The sequence below is a fragment of the Serratia ureilytica genome (assembly GCF_013375155.1).
In the GTDB taxonomy this organism is placed as follows: domain Bacteria; phylum Pseudomonadota; class Gammaproteobacteria; order Enterobacterales; family Enterobacteriaceae; genus Serratia; species Serratia ureilytica.
In genome coordinates, this window is sequence record NZ_JABXOF010000001.1 from 269694 (window position 1) to 282423 (window position 12730).

Annotated in this window: 16 protein-coding genes; 5 read left to right on the forward strand and 11 right to left on the reverse strand. The window is 61.1% G+C overall.

What is annotated here, in order from left to right:
* Positions 1-165: 165 nt before the first annotated feature.
* From HWW83_RS01400 to HWW83_RS01415, 4 genes are all read right to left on the reverse strand, one after another.
* Complete coding sequence (locus HWW83_RS01400) at positions 166-1746, reverse strand: malate:quinone oxidoreductase (protein ID WP_033642414.1); 1581 nt, start codon at positions 1744-1746, stop codon at positions 166-168.
* Between the two features lie 460 nt (positions 1747-2206).
* Complete coding sequence (gene phoA / locus HWW83_RS01405) at positions 2207-3634, reverse strand: alkaline phosphatase (RefSeq protein ID WP_046686693.1); 1428 nt, start codon at positions 3632-3634, stop codon at positions 2207-2209.
* A gap of 131 nt (positions 3635-3765) precedes the next feature.
* Complete coding sequence (locus HWW83_RS01410) at positions 3766-4473, reverse strand: glutathione S-transferase N-terminal domain-containing protein (protein ID WP_033642416.1); 708 nt, start codon at positions 4471-4473, stop codon at positions 3766-3768.
* 74 nt (positions 4474-4547) lie between these two features.
* Positions 4548-5231 carry an ArsR/SmtB family transcription factor gene (locus HWW83_RS01415; protein ID WP_047572153.1) on the reverse strand — a complete coding sequence of 228 codons (684 nt, stop codon included), beginning with the start codon at positions 5229-5231 and terminating at the stop codon, positions 4548-4550.
* Positions 5232-5406: 175 nt separating this feature from the next.
* Between HWW83_RS01415 and HWW83_RS01420 the strand changes: the two genes are divergently transcribed.
* The gene (locus HWW83_RS01420) at positions 5407-5754 is read left to right on the forward strand and encodes an antibiotic biosynthesis monooxygenase family protein (RefSeq protein ID WP_046686695.1); all 348 of its coding nucleotides are present in this window, start codon (positions 5407-5409) and stop codon (positions 5752-5754) included.
* A 33-nt stretch (positions 5755-5787) separates the two neighbouring features.
* Here HWW83_RS01420 and HWW83_RS01425 read toward each other — a convergent pair whose 3' ends face one another.
* The gene (locus HWW83_RS01425) at positions 5788-6519 is read right to left on the reverse strand and encodes an isochorismatase family protein (protein ID WP_060659750.1); all 732 of its coding nucleotides are present in this window, start codon (positions 6517-6519) and stop codon (positions 5788-5790) included.
* Positions 6520-6651: 132 nt separating this feature from the next.
* Here HWW83_RS01425 and HWW83_RS01430 point away from each other — a divergent pair, with 132 nt between their 5' ends.
* Both HWW83_RS01430 and HWW83_RS01435 read left to right on the forward strand, forming a co-directional pair.
* Positions 6652-7548 carry a LysR family transcriptional regulator gene (locus HWW83_RS01430; RefSeq protein WP_129993293.1) on the forward strand — a complete coding sequence of 299 codons (897 nt, stop codon included), beginning with the start codon at positions 6652-6654 and terminating at the stop codon, positions 7546-7548.
* 169 nt (positions 7549-7717) lie between these two features.
* Positions 7718-8215: a P-loop nucleotide/nucleoside kinase family protein gene (locus HWW83_RS01435; RefSeq protein WP_033650581.1), complete on the forward strand. Its 498-nt coding sequence runs from the start codon at positions 7718-7720 to the stop codon at positions 8213-8215.
* A gap of 32 nt (positions 8216-8247) precedes the next feature.
* Here HWW83_RS01435 and HWW83_RS01440 read toward each other — a convergent pair whose 3' ends face one another.
* The 4 genes from HWW83_RS01440 to HWW83_RS01455 all read right to left on the reverse strand — a co-directional run bounded on the left by HWW83_RS01440 (position 8248) and on the right by HWW83_RS01455 (position 10452).
* Positions 8248-8754 (reverse strand): GNAT family N-acetyltransferase, encoded by a 507-nt coding sequence (locus HWW83_RS01440; protein ID WP_033650582.1) that lies wholly within the window; start codon positions 8752-8754, stop codon positions 8248-8250.
* Positions 8755-8816: 62 nt separating this feature from the next.
* Positions 8817-9074 carry a YjhX family toxin gene (locus HWW83_RS01445; RefSeq protein WP_004939031.1) on the reverse strand — a complete coding sequence of 86 codons (258 nt, stop codon included), beginning with the start codon at positions 9072-9074 and terminating at the stop codon, positions 8817-8819.
* Between the two features lie 233 nt (positions 9075-9307).
* A complete protein-coding gene (cynS, locus tag HWW83_RS01450; protein ID WP_042784021.1) occupies positions 9308-9778 on the reverse strand; it encodes a cyanase in 471 nt (156 codons plus the stop codon).
* Positions 9779-9798: 20 nt separating this feature from the next.
* Complete coding sequence (locus HWW83_RS01455) at positions 9799-10452, reverse strand: carbonic anhydrase (RefSeq protein WP_042784023.1); 654 nt, start codon at positions 10450-10452, stop codon at positions 9799-9801.
* Positions 10453-10563: 111 nt separating this feature from the next.
* On the opposite strand from HWW83_RS01455, the gene cynR reads away from it, so the two are divergent.
* Positions 10564-11514 (forward strand): transcriptional regulator CynR, encoded by a 951-nt coding sequence (cynR, locus tag HWW83_RS01460; protein WP_033642427.1) that lies wholly within the window; start codon positions 10564-10566, stop codon positions 11512-11514.
* Here the strand turns inward: cynR and HWW83_RS01465 are convergent.
* Both HWW83_RS01465 and HWW83_RS01470 read right to left on the reverse strand, forming a co-directional pair.
* A complete protein-coding gene (locus tag HWW83_RS01465; RefSeq protein ID WP_176588940.1) occupies positions 11438-11869 on the reverse strand; it encodes a hypothetical protein in 432 nt (143 codons plus the stop codon). The two genes, cynR and HWW83_RS01465, sit on opposite strands and share 77 nt — an antisense overlap.
* Positions 11870-11927: 58 nt before the next feature.
* On the reverse strand, positions 11928-12395 hold the full coding sequence (locus HWW83_RS01470) for a winged helix-turn-helix transcriptional regulator (RefSeq protein WP_033642428.1): 468 nt from the start codon (positions 12393-12395) through the stop codon (positions 11928-11930).
* A gap of 63 nt (positions 12396-12458) precedes the next feature.
* Here HWW83_RS01470 and HWW83_RS01475 point away from each other — a divergent pair, with 63 nt between their 5' ends.
* Positions 12459-12686: a tautomerase family protein gene (locus HWW83_RS01475; protein ID WP_033650586.1), complete on the forward strand. Its 228-nt coding sequence runs from the start codon at positions 12459-12461 to the stop codon at positions 12684-12686.
* The last annotated feature ends 44 nt before the right edge of the window (positions 12687-12730 follow it).

Below are 12730 nucleotides of genomic sequence, written 5' to 3' on the forward strand. Positions count from 1 at the left end.
GACTTAGCTTAATTATCCAAGAATATACTTTGATAATAGGCGTGACTACGCCGTTACGCAAGGGTAAACCGGGGGTAAATAGGTGGCCAAAAATGCTCTTTGAGCGGCAGGGGTATAGAAAAAAGGCCGCATAAAGCGGCCTTGTCAGCAGGAAACCACGGGGAATCAGTTAGTTTCCGGTTTCACTTCAATGTAGTTCAGACCCAGCACGCTGCTGGTGTAACCGCGGATCTTGTTGGTCATCTCGATATCGCCGTTCAGCTTGTGGCCGTAAGACGGGATGATCTCTTTCAGCTTGCTCTGCCATTCCGGCGTCGCCACTTTGTCTTTGAACACGGTTTCCATCAGATGCAGCATGATCGGCGCAGCGGTAGAAGCACCCGGCGAAGCGCCCAGCAGAGCGGCGATGCTGCCGTCTTCAGAACTGACGACTTCGGTGCCGAACTGCAGCACGCCGCCTTTATCCGCATCTTTCTTGATGATCTGCACGCGTTGGCCCGCGGTCCACAGCTTCCAGTCTTCCTGCTTGGCGTCCGGGAAGTACTCTTTCAGCGCGGCGAAGCGGTCGTCGTCGTTCATCATCAGCTGGCCGACCAGGTATTTCACCAGATCGAAGTTATCCAGACCGACGTGGGTCATCGGCATCAGGTTCGAGGTGCTCAGCGAGTGCATCAGATCGAACAGTGAACCGTTCTTCAGGAACTTGCTGGAGAAGGTGGCGAACGGCCCGAACAACAGCACGCGCTTGCCGTCCAGCATGCGGGTATCCAGGTGAGGCACGGACATCGGCGGTGAACCTACGCTGGCCAGGCCATACACTTTGGCCAGGTGCTGGTTGGCGATCTCCGGGTTGGTGGTGACCAGGAACTGGCCGCCGACCGGGAAGCCGCCGTAGCCGTCGGCTTCTGGGATGCCGGACTTCTGCAGCAGGGTCAGGGACGCGCCGCCTGCGCCGATGAACACGAACTTGGCGTTAACGGTGGTTTCTTTGCCGTCGCGGTTCAGATCGGCAACGGTCACGCTCCAGGTCTGGTCGGCGTTGCGCTTGATGTCGCGCACTTCGTGGCTCAGGTTCAGCTTGAACTTGTCGCTGGCGCTAAGCGCGTCAACCAGCTGGTGGGTGATCACGCCGAAGTTGACGTCGGTACCCAGCGGCATGCGGGTCGCGGCGATTTTCTGCGCCGGATCGCGGCCGTTCATCACCAGTGGCGCCCACTGCTTGATCTGCGCAGGATCTTCGGAGTATTCCATGCCGCGGAACAGGGTGCTGTGCTGCAGCGCCGCATAGCGTTTACGCAGGAAGTTGACGTTGTCGTCGCCCCACACGAAGCTCATGTGCGGCACGCTGTTAATGAAAGATTTCGGATCTTTCAGGACATTGTTTTTCACCTGATAAGACCAGAACTGGCGAGAGATTTCGAAAGACTCGTTGACCTTCACCGCCTTGCTGATGTCGATGGTGCCATCGGCTTTTTCCGGCGTGTAGTTCATTTCGCTGAAGGCGGAGTGCCCGGTACCGGCGTTGTTCCAGCCGTTGGAACTCTCTTCCGCTACGCCGTTCATGCGCTCGTACATGTCGATGGTCCAGGTCGGCTCCAGCTCATGCAGATAGGTACCCAAGGTGGCGCTCATGATGCCGCCGCCGATCAGAACCACGTCGACGGTTTTATTCTTCTCTTCAGCCGCCGCCTGTTGCGTAACGCCAAACAGGCTGAGACTGAAAATCAGGACGAGTAATTTTCTCATTGAATTAAATCTCTTGTGTGTAAATTCTACTCATTGCAGGTGAAAGAATTTAGCGGGAGTTACCCTGGAAATAATGAAGCCGACCGCCCGACGAAAGCCGATAGGCAGCAATAATGCCTTTTTGTTAATAGGGTTTTTAACGAAAAGTGAACTATTGCAGGCCGTCCGGATGCAAATTGATCGGTTCACGTTACTGGCGGGGTATTATTGTTTGCGAGAATGTTAAAAACTACTTTTGTAACTAAAAAAAATGAATATAAGCAAAAAACGGCCGGTTGCTGTCGCAGGAATAAACAGAGAGGGAAGAAAGGCCGTATAACCGCGTTATTTTCATGGGTTAATTGCCGCGTAATTAGACGTTATTTCGTTATCACACAATAATTGCGGTTAAATTGCAAATACCTAGCGGTAACCAATAATAAATGGCCGCCGTGGCGGGCGGCCATCGTTCAGGGGTCGGTTACTTGATACCCATCGCATCGCGCATGGTGAAGAACAGATCGGTCTGATCGGTCAGGCCCACTACGTTGGCGGCGTGCGGGCCGTAGGCCGCGACGCGCAGCTGGGTGCCGGTGTGTCCCTGAGATTCCTCTTCAGAGTTGCCGTAGCTGAGGGTCATCGGCGCGCCGTCCTTGGTGGTCAGCTTTTGGGTCAGGCCCGGCGCTTTGGCGTCGGCGGAGACGATCTGGCTGGCGTGCGCGTGGTCGGCGGTGACGATCACCAGCGTGTTGCCGTCGGCGCGGGCGAAGGCCAGCGCTTTTTGTACCGCTTCGTCCAGATCGACGGTTTCGCCAATCTGCCCGCACGGGTTGGCGGCGTGATCCTGCTTATCGATCGACGCGCCCTCTACCTGCAGGAAGAAGCCGTTCGGGTTGTCTTTCAACAGCGCGATCGCTTTTTCGGTCATCGCCGCCAGCGTTGGCGTGGCGGCGGTGCGCGCCGGGTTGTTTTCGCAGGTCACTGCCGGTTTGTCGAGGTTGCCATGGTAGCTGGCTTTCGGCCCCAGCCAACGCACCGGCATATTGCCGTCGGCGAACAGCCCCAGCAGCGGTTTTTGCTGGTTGGCGAGGGTAACGGCCTGCAGTTCGTCGGCGTTGCTTACCCACTGATAACCCTGCGCCGCCGCCTGGTCCTTCAGCGATTTTCCTTGCCATTCGCCGCTTTTCGCCAGCTGGTTGAACGATTTCGCGCCGCCGCCCAGCGTGACGTCGGCGCGGGTTTTCAGCAGTTGTTCGGTGATGGAGCCACGGCCGCCATTTTCCAGCGCGTTAGCGGCGCATTTCTCGCTGGTTTCCTCCGGGCCATAGCACTTGCGTGAGATGACGTGCGAGACCAGCGCCGCCGGCGTGGCGTCTTGCAACTCGGCGGTGGAGACGTTGCCGGTGGCCTTGCCGGCCGCCTTGGCGATCTCCAGCAGCGTCGGTTGATCCTTGCCGTTCACGTCCACGCCGAGCGCGCCGTTATAGGTTTTCACCCCGGTGGCCCAGGCGGTGGCGGAGGCGGCGGAGTCGGTCACGTAGTCCGGCTTGTGGGTTTTCCTGTCCAGCGAGTAATGGGTGTATTGTCCTGTCAGCGGCAGGGCGTCGATGCCCTTGAAGTAACCGCCTGCGCCTTCGGCGTAGTTGCGCGCGGCGGTGATCTCGGAATCCCCCATGCCGTCGCCGATCAGCAGGATCACGTTTTTCGCCGTTTTGTCCGACAGCGATGCCTTCAGCGCGGTGGTCTGATCGCCGGCCAGACGGCGGGCGCCGCCCGGTTCGACGAGGTTGCCGCGCGCGGCGCGATCGGTCAGGCCATCGGCATTGGCCGAGGTTTCCGCCGCGATGGCGGAGGAACAGAGCAGGGCGGACAGTACGGCGCCGGCGATCAGGGATACAGCAGGTTGCATGGGGTAAGCTCCTTGTCGTAATACAACAATGTAAATAACATCAAATTGTTACGAAAGGAGAGTAGAGCAGAGGGATGACAATTTTATGACAGCGGAAGGCGGGACGGCCCGGCGGCCATCCCGTTTGACGATCAGGCCGCGCGCGCCGGGATAGCGAGCCCACGCTGCACCGCCGGGCGCGCCAGACCGCGCTCCAGCCACTGCGCGACGCGAGGGAAACTGTCGAACTCCACCAGTTCGCGCGCCTCATAGAAGCCGATCAGGTTGCGCACCCAACCCAGCAGCGAGATATCGGCGATGGTGTACTCCGCGCCCATGATCCAGTCGCGGCCTTCAAGTCGCGTTTCCAGCACGCCGAGCAGGCGTTTCGATTCGTTTTTGTAGCGCTCCAGCGGCCGCTTGTCTTCATATTCGCGCCCGGCGAATTTATGGAAGAAACCGAGCTGGCCGAACATCGGGCCGACGGCGGCCATCTGGAAGAACACCCATTGAATGGTTTCGTAACGCTGCGCCGGGTCCTGCGGCAGGAAACGGCCGCTCTTTTCCGCCAGGTAGAGCAGAATGGCGCCGGATTCGAACAGCGGCAGCGGCCGGCCGCCGGGGCCATCGGGATCGATGATCGCCGGGATCTTGCCGTTCGGGTTCAGCGCCAGGAATTCCGGCGTCCAGGTTTCGTTGTTGCCGATGTCGATCAGGTGCGCTTCATAAGGCAGGCCGATCTCCTCCAGCATGATGGAGACTTTGACGCCGTTCGGCGTCGGCAGAGAGTAGAGCTGCAGCCGTTCTGGATGCTGAGCCGGCCAGCGTTTGACGATCGGGAATTGGGTGGAATCGAGCATGGAAACTCCTCGGGTTGGCGGGGTCGCTTAAGCGTACCCCTAGAGTATTGCAGTAAAACTACCCTGTCGCCGGGTTACACCGTGAGGTCAAAATGTGCGGCCAGCGCTTTTTTACCGGCGGGGGTCAGCTGCAGCTCGCGGCTGTCGAGCCGGCGAAGGATCCAGCCGCGTTGGATAAAGGCGGCTAACAGCGCGGCGCCCAGCGCGCCGCCGAGGTGAGATCGGCGTTCGCTCCAATCCAGGCAGCCGCAGGCGAAGCGGCGGCGGGTGGGCGCGGGGGAGCAATCGACGCCCAGCCGCGCCAGCGCGGCCTGACCGATGTCGCTTAACCGGTAGTCTGCCTCGCCGGTCAGCCAGTTCAGCGCATGCAGCCGATCGTGCAGCTTCACCGCCACCTCGCCCGCCATATGGTCGTAGCAGGTGCGAGCATATTGCAGCGAGGTGGGCGTGCGGCTTTTCACCGACGGGCGCGGCACGCCCGCCAGCGCCATCAGGCCTTCCAGCGCTGCGGCCACCGGTTGCCCGGCCAGTCGGAAATAGCGATAGCGCCCCTGTTTGACACAGGCAATCAACTGCTGCTCCAGCAGCTTCGCCAGATGTGCGCTGGCGGTAGACGGAGCGACCTCGACCGCCGCGCTGAGCTCGGTGGCGGTGTAGGCGCGCCCGTCCATCAACAGGCACAGCATGCGCGCCCGGGTGCGGTCGGCGATGGCGGCGCTCAGCGCCGCTAAACGATCTTCTATCTCGATGTTATACATACTTCGAGGTTAGACGAAGTATGGCTGTGCGTCCATTGCTAGCCTGTGGTCATCGCACTTTGGTGCTGTGCGGCCGTATTCGCTGGATATTGATGAGCGGGCGTTGAAACCGGTGCAGTGGCGCCATTCTTACCCTGCGCGCGTACCGTAATTTTACCGTTGAGAGGAGAAGATAATGATCGCCGTGATTTTTGAACTGCAGGCCGCCGATGGGCAGCGCGATACCTACCTGGAGTTGGCGGCGGCGCTGAAGCCGCTGCTGGCGCAGATCGACGGATTCATTTCCATCGAGCGCTTTCAAAGCCTGGCCGATCCTGCGCGCTTGTTGTCGCTCTCCTTCTGGCGCGACGAAGCGGCGGTGCAGCAGTGGCGCAATCTCGAACAGCACCGGGCGGCGCAGGCGCGCGGCCGTGGCGAGGTGTTGGCGCAGTATCGGCTGCGGGTGGCGGAAGTGGTGCGGGACTACGGGCTGGAGAGCCGCGACCAGGCGCCACAGGATAGCCGTTGTTATCACCGTACCTGAGAAAAAGTCCGCCGCCGGCGGGCTTTCACCCGCTTATTTCGCCTCGCTGCCCACCTTCATCGCCCCGGCGTAACGGGCGCCCATCCCCCAGGCGGCGCCGTGGTCGCGGGCGATCTGCAATACGCCTCCCGCCGTGGCTTTGCGGCTCCAGTCCTGCTGCCATTCCAGCATCAACGCCACCCAGTTGATGGGCGTGGCGCCCGCCTGTATCAGGCGCTGCATGGCGTTGTTTTGGCTGTCTGGCGTAATGTCGCCGGTGACGTCCGACAGGATATAAACCTCATACCCCTCGCCCAGAGCGGACAGTGCCGGCAGCATCACGCAGCTGGCGGTCCACAATCCGCCGATGATGATTTTCTTGCGGCCGGATTGTTTAATCAGATCCACTACGCGCCGATCCTGCCAGACGTTGATGGCGGTGCGATCGTACACCTGCAGATCCGGACGTGCCTGCGTCACCTGCTGGAATACCGGCCCGGCGAAGCTTTTGGCGTTGGCCGAGGCCAGAATGGTCGGCACGTTGAACACCTTGGCGGCCTTGGCGATGCCGGCGGCGTTATTCACCAGATTGGTTTGATCGATAGAGGAAATGGTCATGCCGAACATGTCCTGCAGATCGACCAGCAGCAACAGGCTGTTGTCGGCGGTCAGCGGTTGCACATAACCCGTCTGGCGGCTATCGGCGGCGGGGGATTGCGCCAGCGCGGCGACGGGGGCGGTGGCGGCGCTCAGGCCGAGCATCAAGGCGAACAGGGTCTTTTTCATTATTAACTCCATGATTATCAGTAGATTAAATTCACTTCCCACTCAGGGAAGCGGTTGAATAAAGTCTACTGAGGTTGTTGAGGTTAATAATCTGTGTTTTATTGAATTTATAATTAACCAATAGGACATAATGTGGACGTGCTACTGACGATGCGCGCCTTTCGCCGCGTGGTTGAGCGCAACAGTTTTTATAAGGCGGCGGAGGATCTGGCGATCACGCCGGCGGCGTTGAGCAAGCAGATTAAGCAGTTGGAGAACCGGTTGGGGACATTGTTGCTGGTGCGCACCACCCGCAGCATGAGCCTGACCGAAGCCGGGCAGCTCTATTACCAGGAAGCCTGTCGGTTGCTTGGCGAGTTTGACGCGCTGGAGCAGACGGTTGCAGCCAGTGCGCAGCAGGTCTCCGGCACGCTGCGGGTCAATGCGCCGCTCTCGTTCGGCCTGACGGTGCTGTCGCCGCTGCTGCCGCCGTTTATGCAACGCTACCCGCAGCTGCAGGTGGAACTGACGCTGGACGACAGGGTATTGGACGTGGTGGCGGCCGGTTTCGACATTTCCTTGCGCATTCGCCGACGGCTGCCGGATTCTTCCCTCAGTGCCCGGGCACTGGGTGAAGTGCACCAGCGAATTTGCGCCGCACCCGGCTATTTGGCGCAGCACGGCGTGCCGCAAACGCCGAATGACTTGCCGCGTCACAGCTGTCTGGCCTATTCCCTGGCGGAAAGGCCGGGGCAGTGGCAGTTCACCGCCGGCGAGGAGAGCCTGAGAGTGACGTTCACTCCCCGGCTGATCGCCAACAACAGCCTGATGCTGCGGGATATGCTGGTGGCGGGACTGGGCATCGGTTCGCTGCCGTCGTTTGTGGCGGATCCCGAGATCGCTGCCGGCAGACTGGTGCGGCTGTTCCCTGAACAGATTGCCGACGTGCATCAGGTCTTCGCGGTTTACCCGACGCGCCGGCATGTGCAGCAGAAAGTGAGTTTATTCACCGAGTTTGTGCGAGAACAGGGATTGATGACGGCGAATTGACAACGCTGCACGGGTTGTCATATTCATTAGCTATGAAAAAATCCTACCGCCCATTCGCGAAAATTATTATCACCCTTCTCCAGAGGGTGGGATAGCGCGTGTGTCGCCAATAAAAACCCGCCGGCAGGCGGGTTTTTTTATCCCCTTCCGGCAACGACCGGAGAACGTCATGAAAACCTACCCTGCAGTTTTACACCTGATGTGCGGCAAGGCCGGCGCAGGCAAATCGACGTTGGCGCAGCGTTTGGCCCAGCAGCCGCAAACGCTGTTGCTGAGTGAAGATGCGTGGCTGGCGACGCTGTATGAACAGGAGATGGCCAGCCTGCAAGACTACGCGCGCTGTTCCGATCGGTTGCGGCGGGCGCTGGGCGGGCACCTCGTTCAGCTGCTGCGCGGCGGTTGGTCCGTGGCGCTCGATTTCCCGATGAATACGCCGGACAGGCGGCGCTGGGCCAAAGCCTTGGCGGAGGAGGCCGGCGTCGTGCACTGCCTGCACTTTCTCGACGTCAGCCATGCGCAGTGCCTGAACCGGATAACGCTGAGAAATGCGCGCGGCGAGCACCCGTTTACACTGAGTGAGGCGGAGTTTGAGCATCTGGCGCAGTATTTTGTTCCCCCGGCGGAAGAGGAAGGGATGACCGTCTTGCGTTATGGCGAACGGGACTGAAAACCGGCGCCATGACGGCGCCGGCAACAGGGTTAGGCTTCGGCGTTAAACGCGTTGTGGAAGGTGACCTCCGCGCACGGCAGCGCGCCCTGGAAGGCGACGGCGCGGAAGTAGTCTTGCGGCACGCCCGGCAGGGTCAGCGCGCACTGCGCCTGGAAGCCGAAGCGGCCGTAATAGTTCGGATCGCCCAGCACCACGCAGCCTGCGGCGCCGCGTTCCTGCAGCTCGGCCAGCAACTGGCGGATCAGCCGGCTGCCGATCCCCTGGCTCTGACAGGCCGGCAGCACCGACACCGGCGCCAGCCCGTACCACCCGGCGGCGCCGTTGCTGAGTGCGACCGGCGAGACGGACGCGTGCCCGATCGGTGTGCCATTTTGCTCGGCGAGCAGCGACAGGGTGAGGGCTCCCGCCGCGCGCAGCGCATTAACGATAAACTGCTCGGTGTGGCTGCTGTGTTCGGCATGCAAGAATGCGGCGGCGGTCAGGGTGGCGATGGCGCCGACGTCGGCCGGCGTTTCGTGGCGTAAAGTAATGTCCATGGTTGTATCCTGATTAAATAAGGCTGAACCGACCGGGCTGCCTGCCCGGCCGGTATCGATGATTAGCGGTTATCCAGCTGCGCACGCACGGCCTTGAGCCCGGCGAAGGTGACGCGATAAGGGCGCCCCTGGCGAGAGAGGATCAGGCGTTTGGTTTTGAGCTTGGTGAAGACGGCCAGCGAGCAGTCGGCCAGGCCGAGCCCTTCGCGGGTGTAGCATTCGACGTGGGTGACGCGACCGGCGTCGTTGCGGGTGAAGGCGATATAGCCGCCTTTGGCCAACACGTGCAGCACGCGTTGTTCCGCTTTGGAAATGTTCATGTTGGGAGATCCTGTAATAACCCCAGATACGCGCATCCCCGCGCAAACGCGCGTCGGATACGTCAGAGTCCCTCGCCATACGGCAAGGAAGCGACTATCGGGTGGTTACAATCTCCAACATACAGGCCTCGGGCAGTGAAAAACGCCAGGGTGGCGTTTCAGCGCAGATAATGTAGCCAATGGCCGGTTGGCTGTCAATTTGCCGGCGACGCAGGCCGCCGGCGAAAGGCCAATCAGAAAGGCTTGGTCGGCAGGTATTTGCCGTCCAGGGTGATCACCGCGCGTTCGCCGCCTTCCGGATCGGCGACCTTTTTGATATCCAGCTTGAAGTTGATGGCGCTGATGATGCCGTCGCCGAACTGCTCGTGCACCAGCGCTTTCAGCGTGGAACCGTAAACCTGCAGCATTTCATAGAAGCGATAAATGGTCGGATCGGTCGGCACGCCGCCGGGAATGCTGCCGCGCAGCGGGATGGTTTGCAGCAGCAGCACCGCCTCTTCGTCCAGCCCCAGCTTGGTCGCTACCGTGCGCGCCGCCGGTTCCGGCAGCGCATGCTGCCCGAGCAGCGCGGCGGTGACGAACGCCAGGCTGAGACCGGTGCCCTCGGCCAGCGCTTCGAACGTCAGGTTATGGCGAATTTTGGCGGCCATGATGGTGTCGGTGAGCGCTTCGCGCGGGGCGGCGTTATGCAGAGAGTGTGTCATGTTAGCTCCTTATTGTCGGCTTAAAAACGGGCGATCGCCGGGGTGGCGGTCACCTCGGGATGGGTGGCGAGTGGTACGAAGCGGCGGGTTTCGCCGTCCAGCGCCTCGATAGCGCCGCTGGCGATGTCATAGACCCAGCCGTGCAGCGCCAGGCGGCCCTGATCCAGTGCCAGCGCGACGGAAGGGTGCGTTTTGATGTTGTTGAGTTGGGCGATGACGTTCTCGCGCACCATCGACGCGACCCGGGCTTCGTCAGAGGCGTGCGGATAAGCCTGATTGACCGCCTTGGCGGAATCGGCGTAACGCAGCCAGCCGGCGACCGTCGGCAGGTGATCCAGACACTGGCAGGTGGCGATGGCGGTCATCGCGCCGCAGTCGGAATGGCCACAGATCACGATATCTTCCACGCCCAGCACAGCGACGGCGTACTCGACCGAGGCGGTAACCCCGCCGGGTTCGGGGCCGAAAGACGGCACGATGTTACCGGCGTTGCGGATAACGAACAGATCGCCCGGCTCGCGCTGGGTGACCAGCTCCGGCACCAGGCGGCTGTCGGAACACGAGATAAACAGGGTGCGCGGGTTTTGGCGGGTCGCCAGCCGCTGAAACAGCGCCGTGCGTTCAACAAAGGCTTCGCGCTGAAACTTCAGGAAGCCTTCAATCACCTCTTTCATTGTCTTTCTCCCTGGGGGGTAAGCGATGACGGCATGATGAACGCTTCTGGCTATAGGGTCTAAGACCCATTTATAATGCTGGCTATAGGTTTTACTAATAGCTGGGGCGCTATGCTGCTGCGACATATCCGATATTTTCTGGCCGTTGCCGAACAGGGCAATTTCACCCGCGCCGCCGAAGCGCTGCACGTCTCGCAACCGACGCTCTCCCAACAGATCAAACAGTTGGAGGATGCGCTGGGAGCGCCGCTGTTCGATCGCAGCGGCAGAAGGGTGCAGCTGACCGACGCCGGTGAGGCCTGGATGCGCTATGCTCGCCTGGCGCTGCAGGATCTGGACGCCGGCGCGCGGGCGATCCATGACGTGGCGACGCTGGCGCGCGGCCATTTGCGGCTGGCGATGACCCCGACGTTCACCGCCTATCTGGTGGGGCCGACGATCGATGCGTTCTATCGCCGCTACCCGGGGATTACGCTGAGCATTGAGGAGATGGCGCAAGAACGAATCGAGGCGCTGCTGGCGCAGGATCGGCTGGATCTGGGGATTGCCTTTGAGATGGCGCAGTCGGTGGAGGTGGAAGCCTCGGTGTTGTTCAGCGAGACGCTGGAGCTGATGGTCGGCGCCGATCATCCCCTGGCGGCGCGGCGTCGGCCGCTGACGCTGGCGGAGTGGCGACATCTGCCGCTGGCCTTGCTGAGCGGCGACTTCGCCACGCGTCAGTTTATCGATCGCTACTGCACGCAGTTGGGGTTTCGGCCGCAGGTGGCGGTAGAGGCCAATGCGCTGGGCGCCATCGTCGAGATCGTGCGGCGCGGGCAGCTCGCCACGCTGTTGCCGGCCGCGATTGCGCGCGAGAACCGGCAGTTGAAAAAGGTGGCGCTGGCCAACGCCATGCCGGCCCGTCAGGCGGTATTGCTGCAGCGCCAAGGCGCTTACCGCAGCGCCGCCGCGCAGGCGTTTATCGCCGTCTTGCAGCAACAGGGCGTTACGCCAACGCACTCCAGCGCTGCGTCATCCCCAGCAGATGCACCAGCCCGAAGCCGAGGCAAATCAGCGAGCTGACGACGATGAAGCGTTGGCTGCGGCCGGTATCGCGCAGGGCGAAAGGGCCGGCGACACCGCGCAGCAGGTAGATAAAGGTGATAATAAACAGCGCGGGCCGCAGCAGCGGCAGCGGCGCGATCAGGCCCGCGCCGGACAGCGCGTACAGCGCCCAAATAAACAGCACCAGCGCGATGCCGGCGGTGACGACGGCCGGGAACTTTTTACCCGCTTCCGCCGCCTTAATGAAGCGATCGCCGGCGCCGTATAGCCGATAGCCGCGCGGCCCGGCGGCGATCACCCAAATATGCAGCAGGGCGGCGATGGCGCTCAGCGCGGCGCCGATCAGCAGCGCGGTGTTATAGAGGTGTGGCATGGTTCAGCATCCTTGTCCTAAATCAGTCTGGTATCAAGCGTAGACCAGAATGGGTAAGTCAGGCCGGGGGGAGCTCAACGGCCGACATTTGCAGCGCGTCTTCAGGCACTACGTGCGCCTGCGCATCGATAAATGCCAGCTGCACCGGCAGCCCGCTGCGTTTATCCACCAGTTGAACGTGGGGGCTGTCATGCAGAATATGCCGGTGGCCCCATGCCATCAGCGCAACCAGGATAGGCCCCAGGCTGCGCCCCTTGTCCGTCAAGACATATTCATGTCGTTCGCGCTCGCCCGGCTCCCGGTAAGCGCGTTTGGCCAACAGTTCTTGTTCTACCATGGCATTCAGACGGTTGCTCAACGCCTGGCGTGAAGCGCCGATATTCTCGCGCAGCTCTTCAAAACGGCGGACGCCGTAGAATGACTCGCGCAGGATCAGTAACGTCCAGCGATCGCCAAGCAGATCCGCGGCCTGCGCCAGCCCGCACAGGGCAAGAGAAACGGTAGGGAGATCGGGAGATTTTGACATGGGCATTTTCCTTCGCTAATCTAAGTCTTGTTTTTAGACTTATCTATATTCAAGGAGAGTATAATGCCATTTGTTAATGTGCAAACGGTGAAAGGCATGCTGGATGAACGGCAAAAAAGCGAGTTGCTGTCCCGCATTACCGAACTGCTGGTAGAGATAGAAGGGCGAGGCGATCCGGCGTTCAGGCAGTCGGTTTGGGTCCGAATCGATGAACATGCGCCCGAACAATGGAGCCTGGGCGGCGTACAGCCGACGGCGGCGATGATTGCCGCGAAGTTCCCGCCGCGTTAATTCAGCTATGCCGCCTGCGAAAAGGATCGGATGCCGCAGGCGCT

Excerpts from the sequence above, each read along its gene's own strand:
- phoA (WP_046686693.1), bottom strand. The coding sequence starts at position 3,634 with ATGCAACCTGCTGTATCCCTGATCGCCGGCGCCGTACTGTCCGCCCTG.
- HWW83_RS01475 (WP_033650586.1), top strand. The coding sequence starts at position 12,459 with ATGCCATTTGTTAATGTGCAAACGGTGAAAGGCATGCTGGATGAACGG.
- HWW83_RS01420 (WP_046686695.1), top strand. The coding sequence starts at position 5,407 with ATGATCGCCGTGATTTTTGAACTGCAGGCCGCCGATGGGCAGCGCGAT.
- HWW83_RS01425 (WP_060659750.1), bottom strand. The coding sequence starts at position 6,519 with ATGAAAAAGACCCTGTTCGCCTTGATGCTCGGCCTGAGCGCCGCCACC.
- HWW83_RS01435 (WP_033650581.1), top strand. The coding sequence starts at position 7,718 with ATGAAAACCTACCCTGCAGTTTTACACCTGATGTGCGGCAAGGCCGGC.
- HWW83_RS01415 (WP_047572153.1), bottom strand. The coding sequence starts at position 5,231 with ATGTATAACATCGAGATAGAAGATCGTTTAGCGGCGCTGAGCGCCGCC.
- HWW83_RS01465 (WP_176588940.1), bottom strand. The coding sequence starts at position 11,869 with ATGCCACACCTCTATAACACCGCGCTGCTGATCGGCGCCGCGCTGAGC.
- HWW83_RS01445 (WP_004939031.1), bottom strand. The coding sequence starts at position 9,074 with ATGAACATTTCCAAAGCGGAACAACGCGTGCTGCACGTGTTGGCCAAA.
- HWW83_RS01470 (WP_033642428.1), bottom strand. The coding sequence starts at position 12,395 with ATGTCAAAATCTCCCGATCTCCCTACCGTTTCTCTTGCCCTGTGCGGG.
- HWW83_RS01455 (WP_042784023.1), bottom strand. The coding sequence starts at position 10,452 with ATGAAAGAGGTGATTGAAGGCTTCCTGAAGTTTCAGCGCGAAGCCTTT.
- HWW83_RS01400 (WP_033642414.1), bottom strand. The coding sequence starts at position 1,746 with ATGAGAAAATTACTCGTCCTGATTTTCAGTCTCAGCCTGTTTGGCGTT.
- HWW83_RS01410 (WP_033642416.1), bottom strand. The coding sequence starts at position 4,473 with ATGCTCGATTCCACCCAATTCCCGATCGTCAAACGCTGGCCGGCTCAG.
- cynR (WP_033642427.1), top strand. The coding sequence starts at position 10,564 with ATGCTGCTGCGACATATCCGATATTTTCTGGCCGTTGCCGAACAGGGC.
- cynS (WP_042784021.1), bottom strand. The coding sequence starts at position 9,778 with ATGACACACTCTCTGCATAACGCCGCCCCGCGCGAAGCGCTCACCGAC.
- HWW83_RS01440 (WP_033650582.1), bottom strand. The coding sequence starts at position 8,754 with ATGGACATTACTTTACGCCACGAAACGCCGGCCGACGTCGGCGCCATC.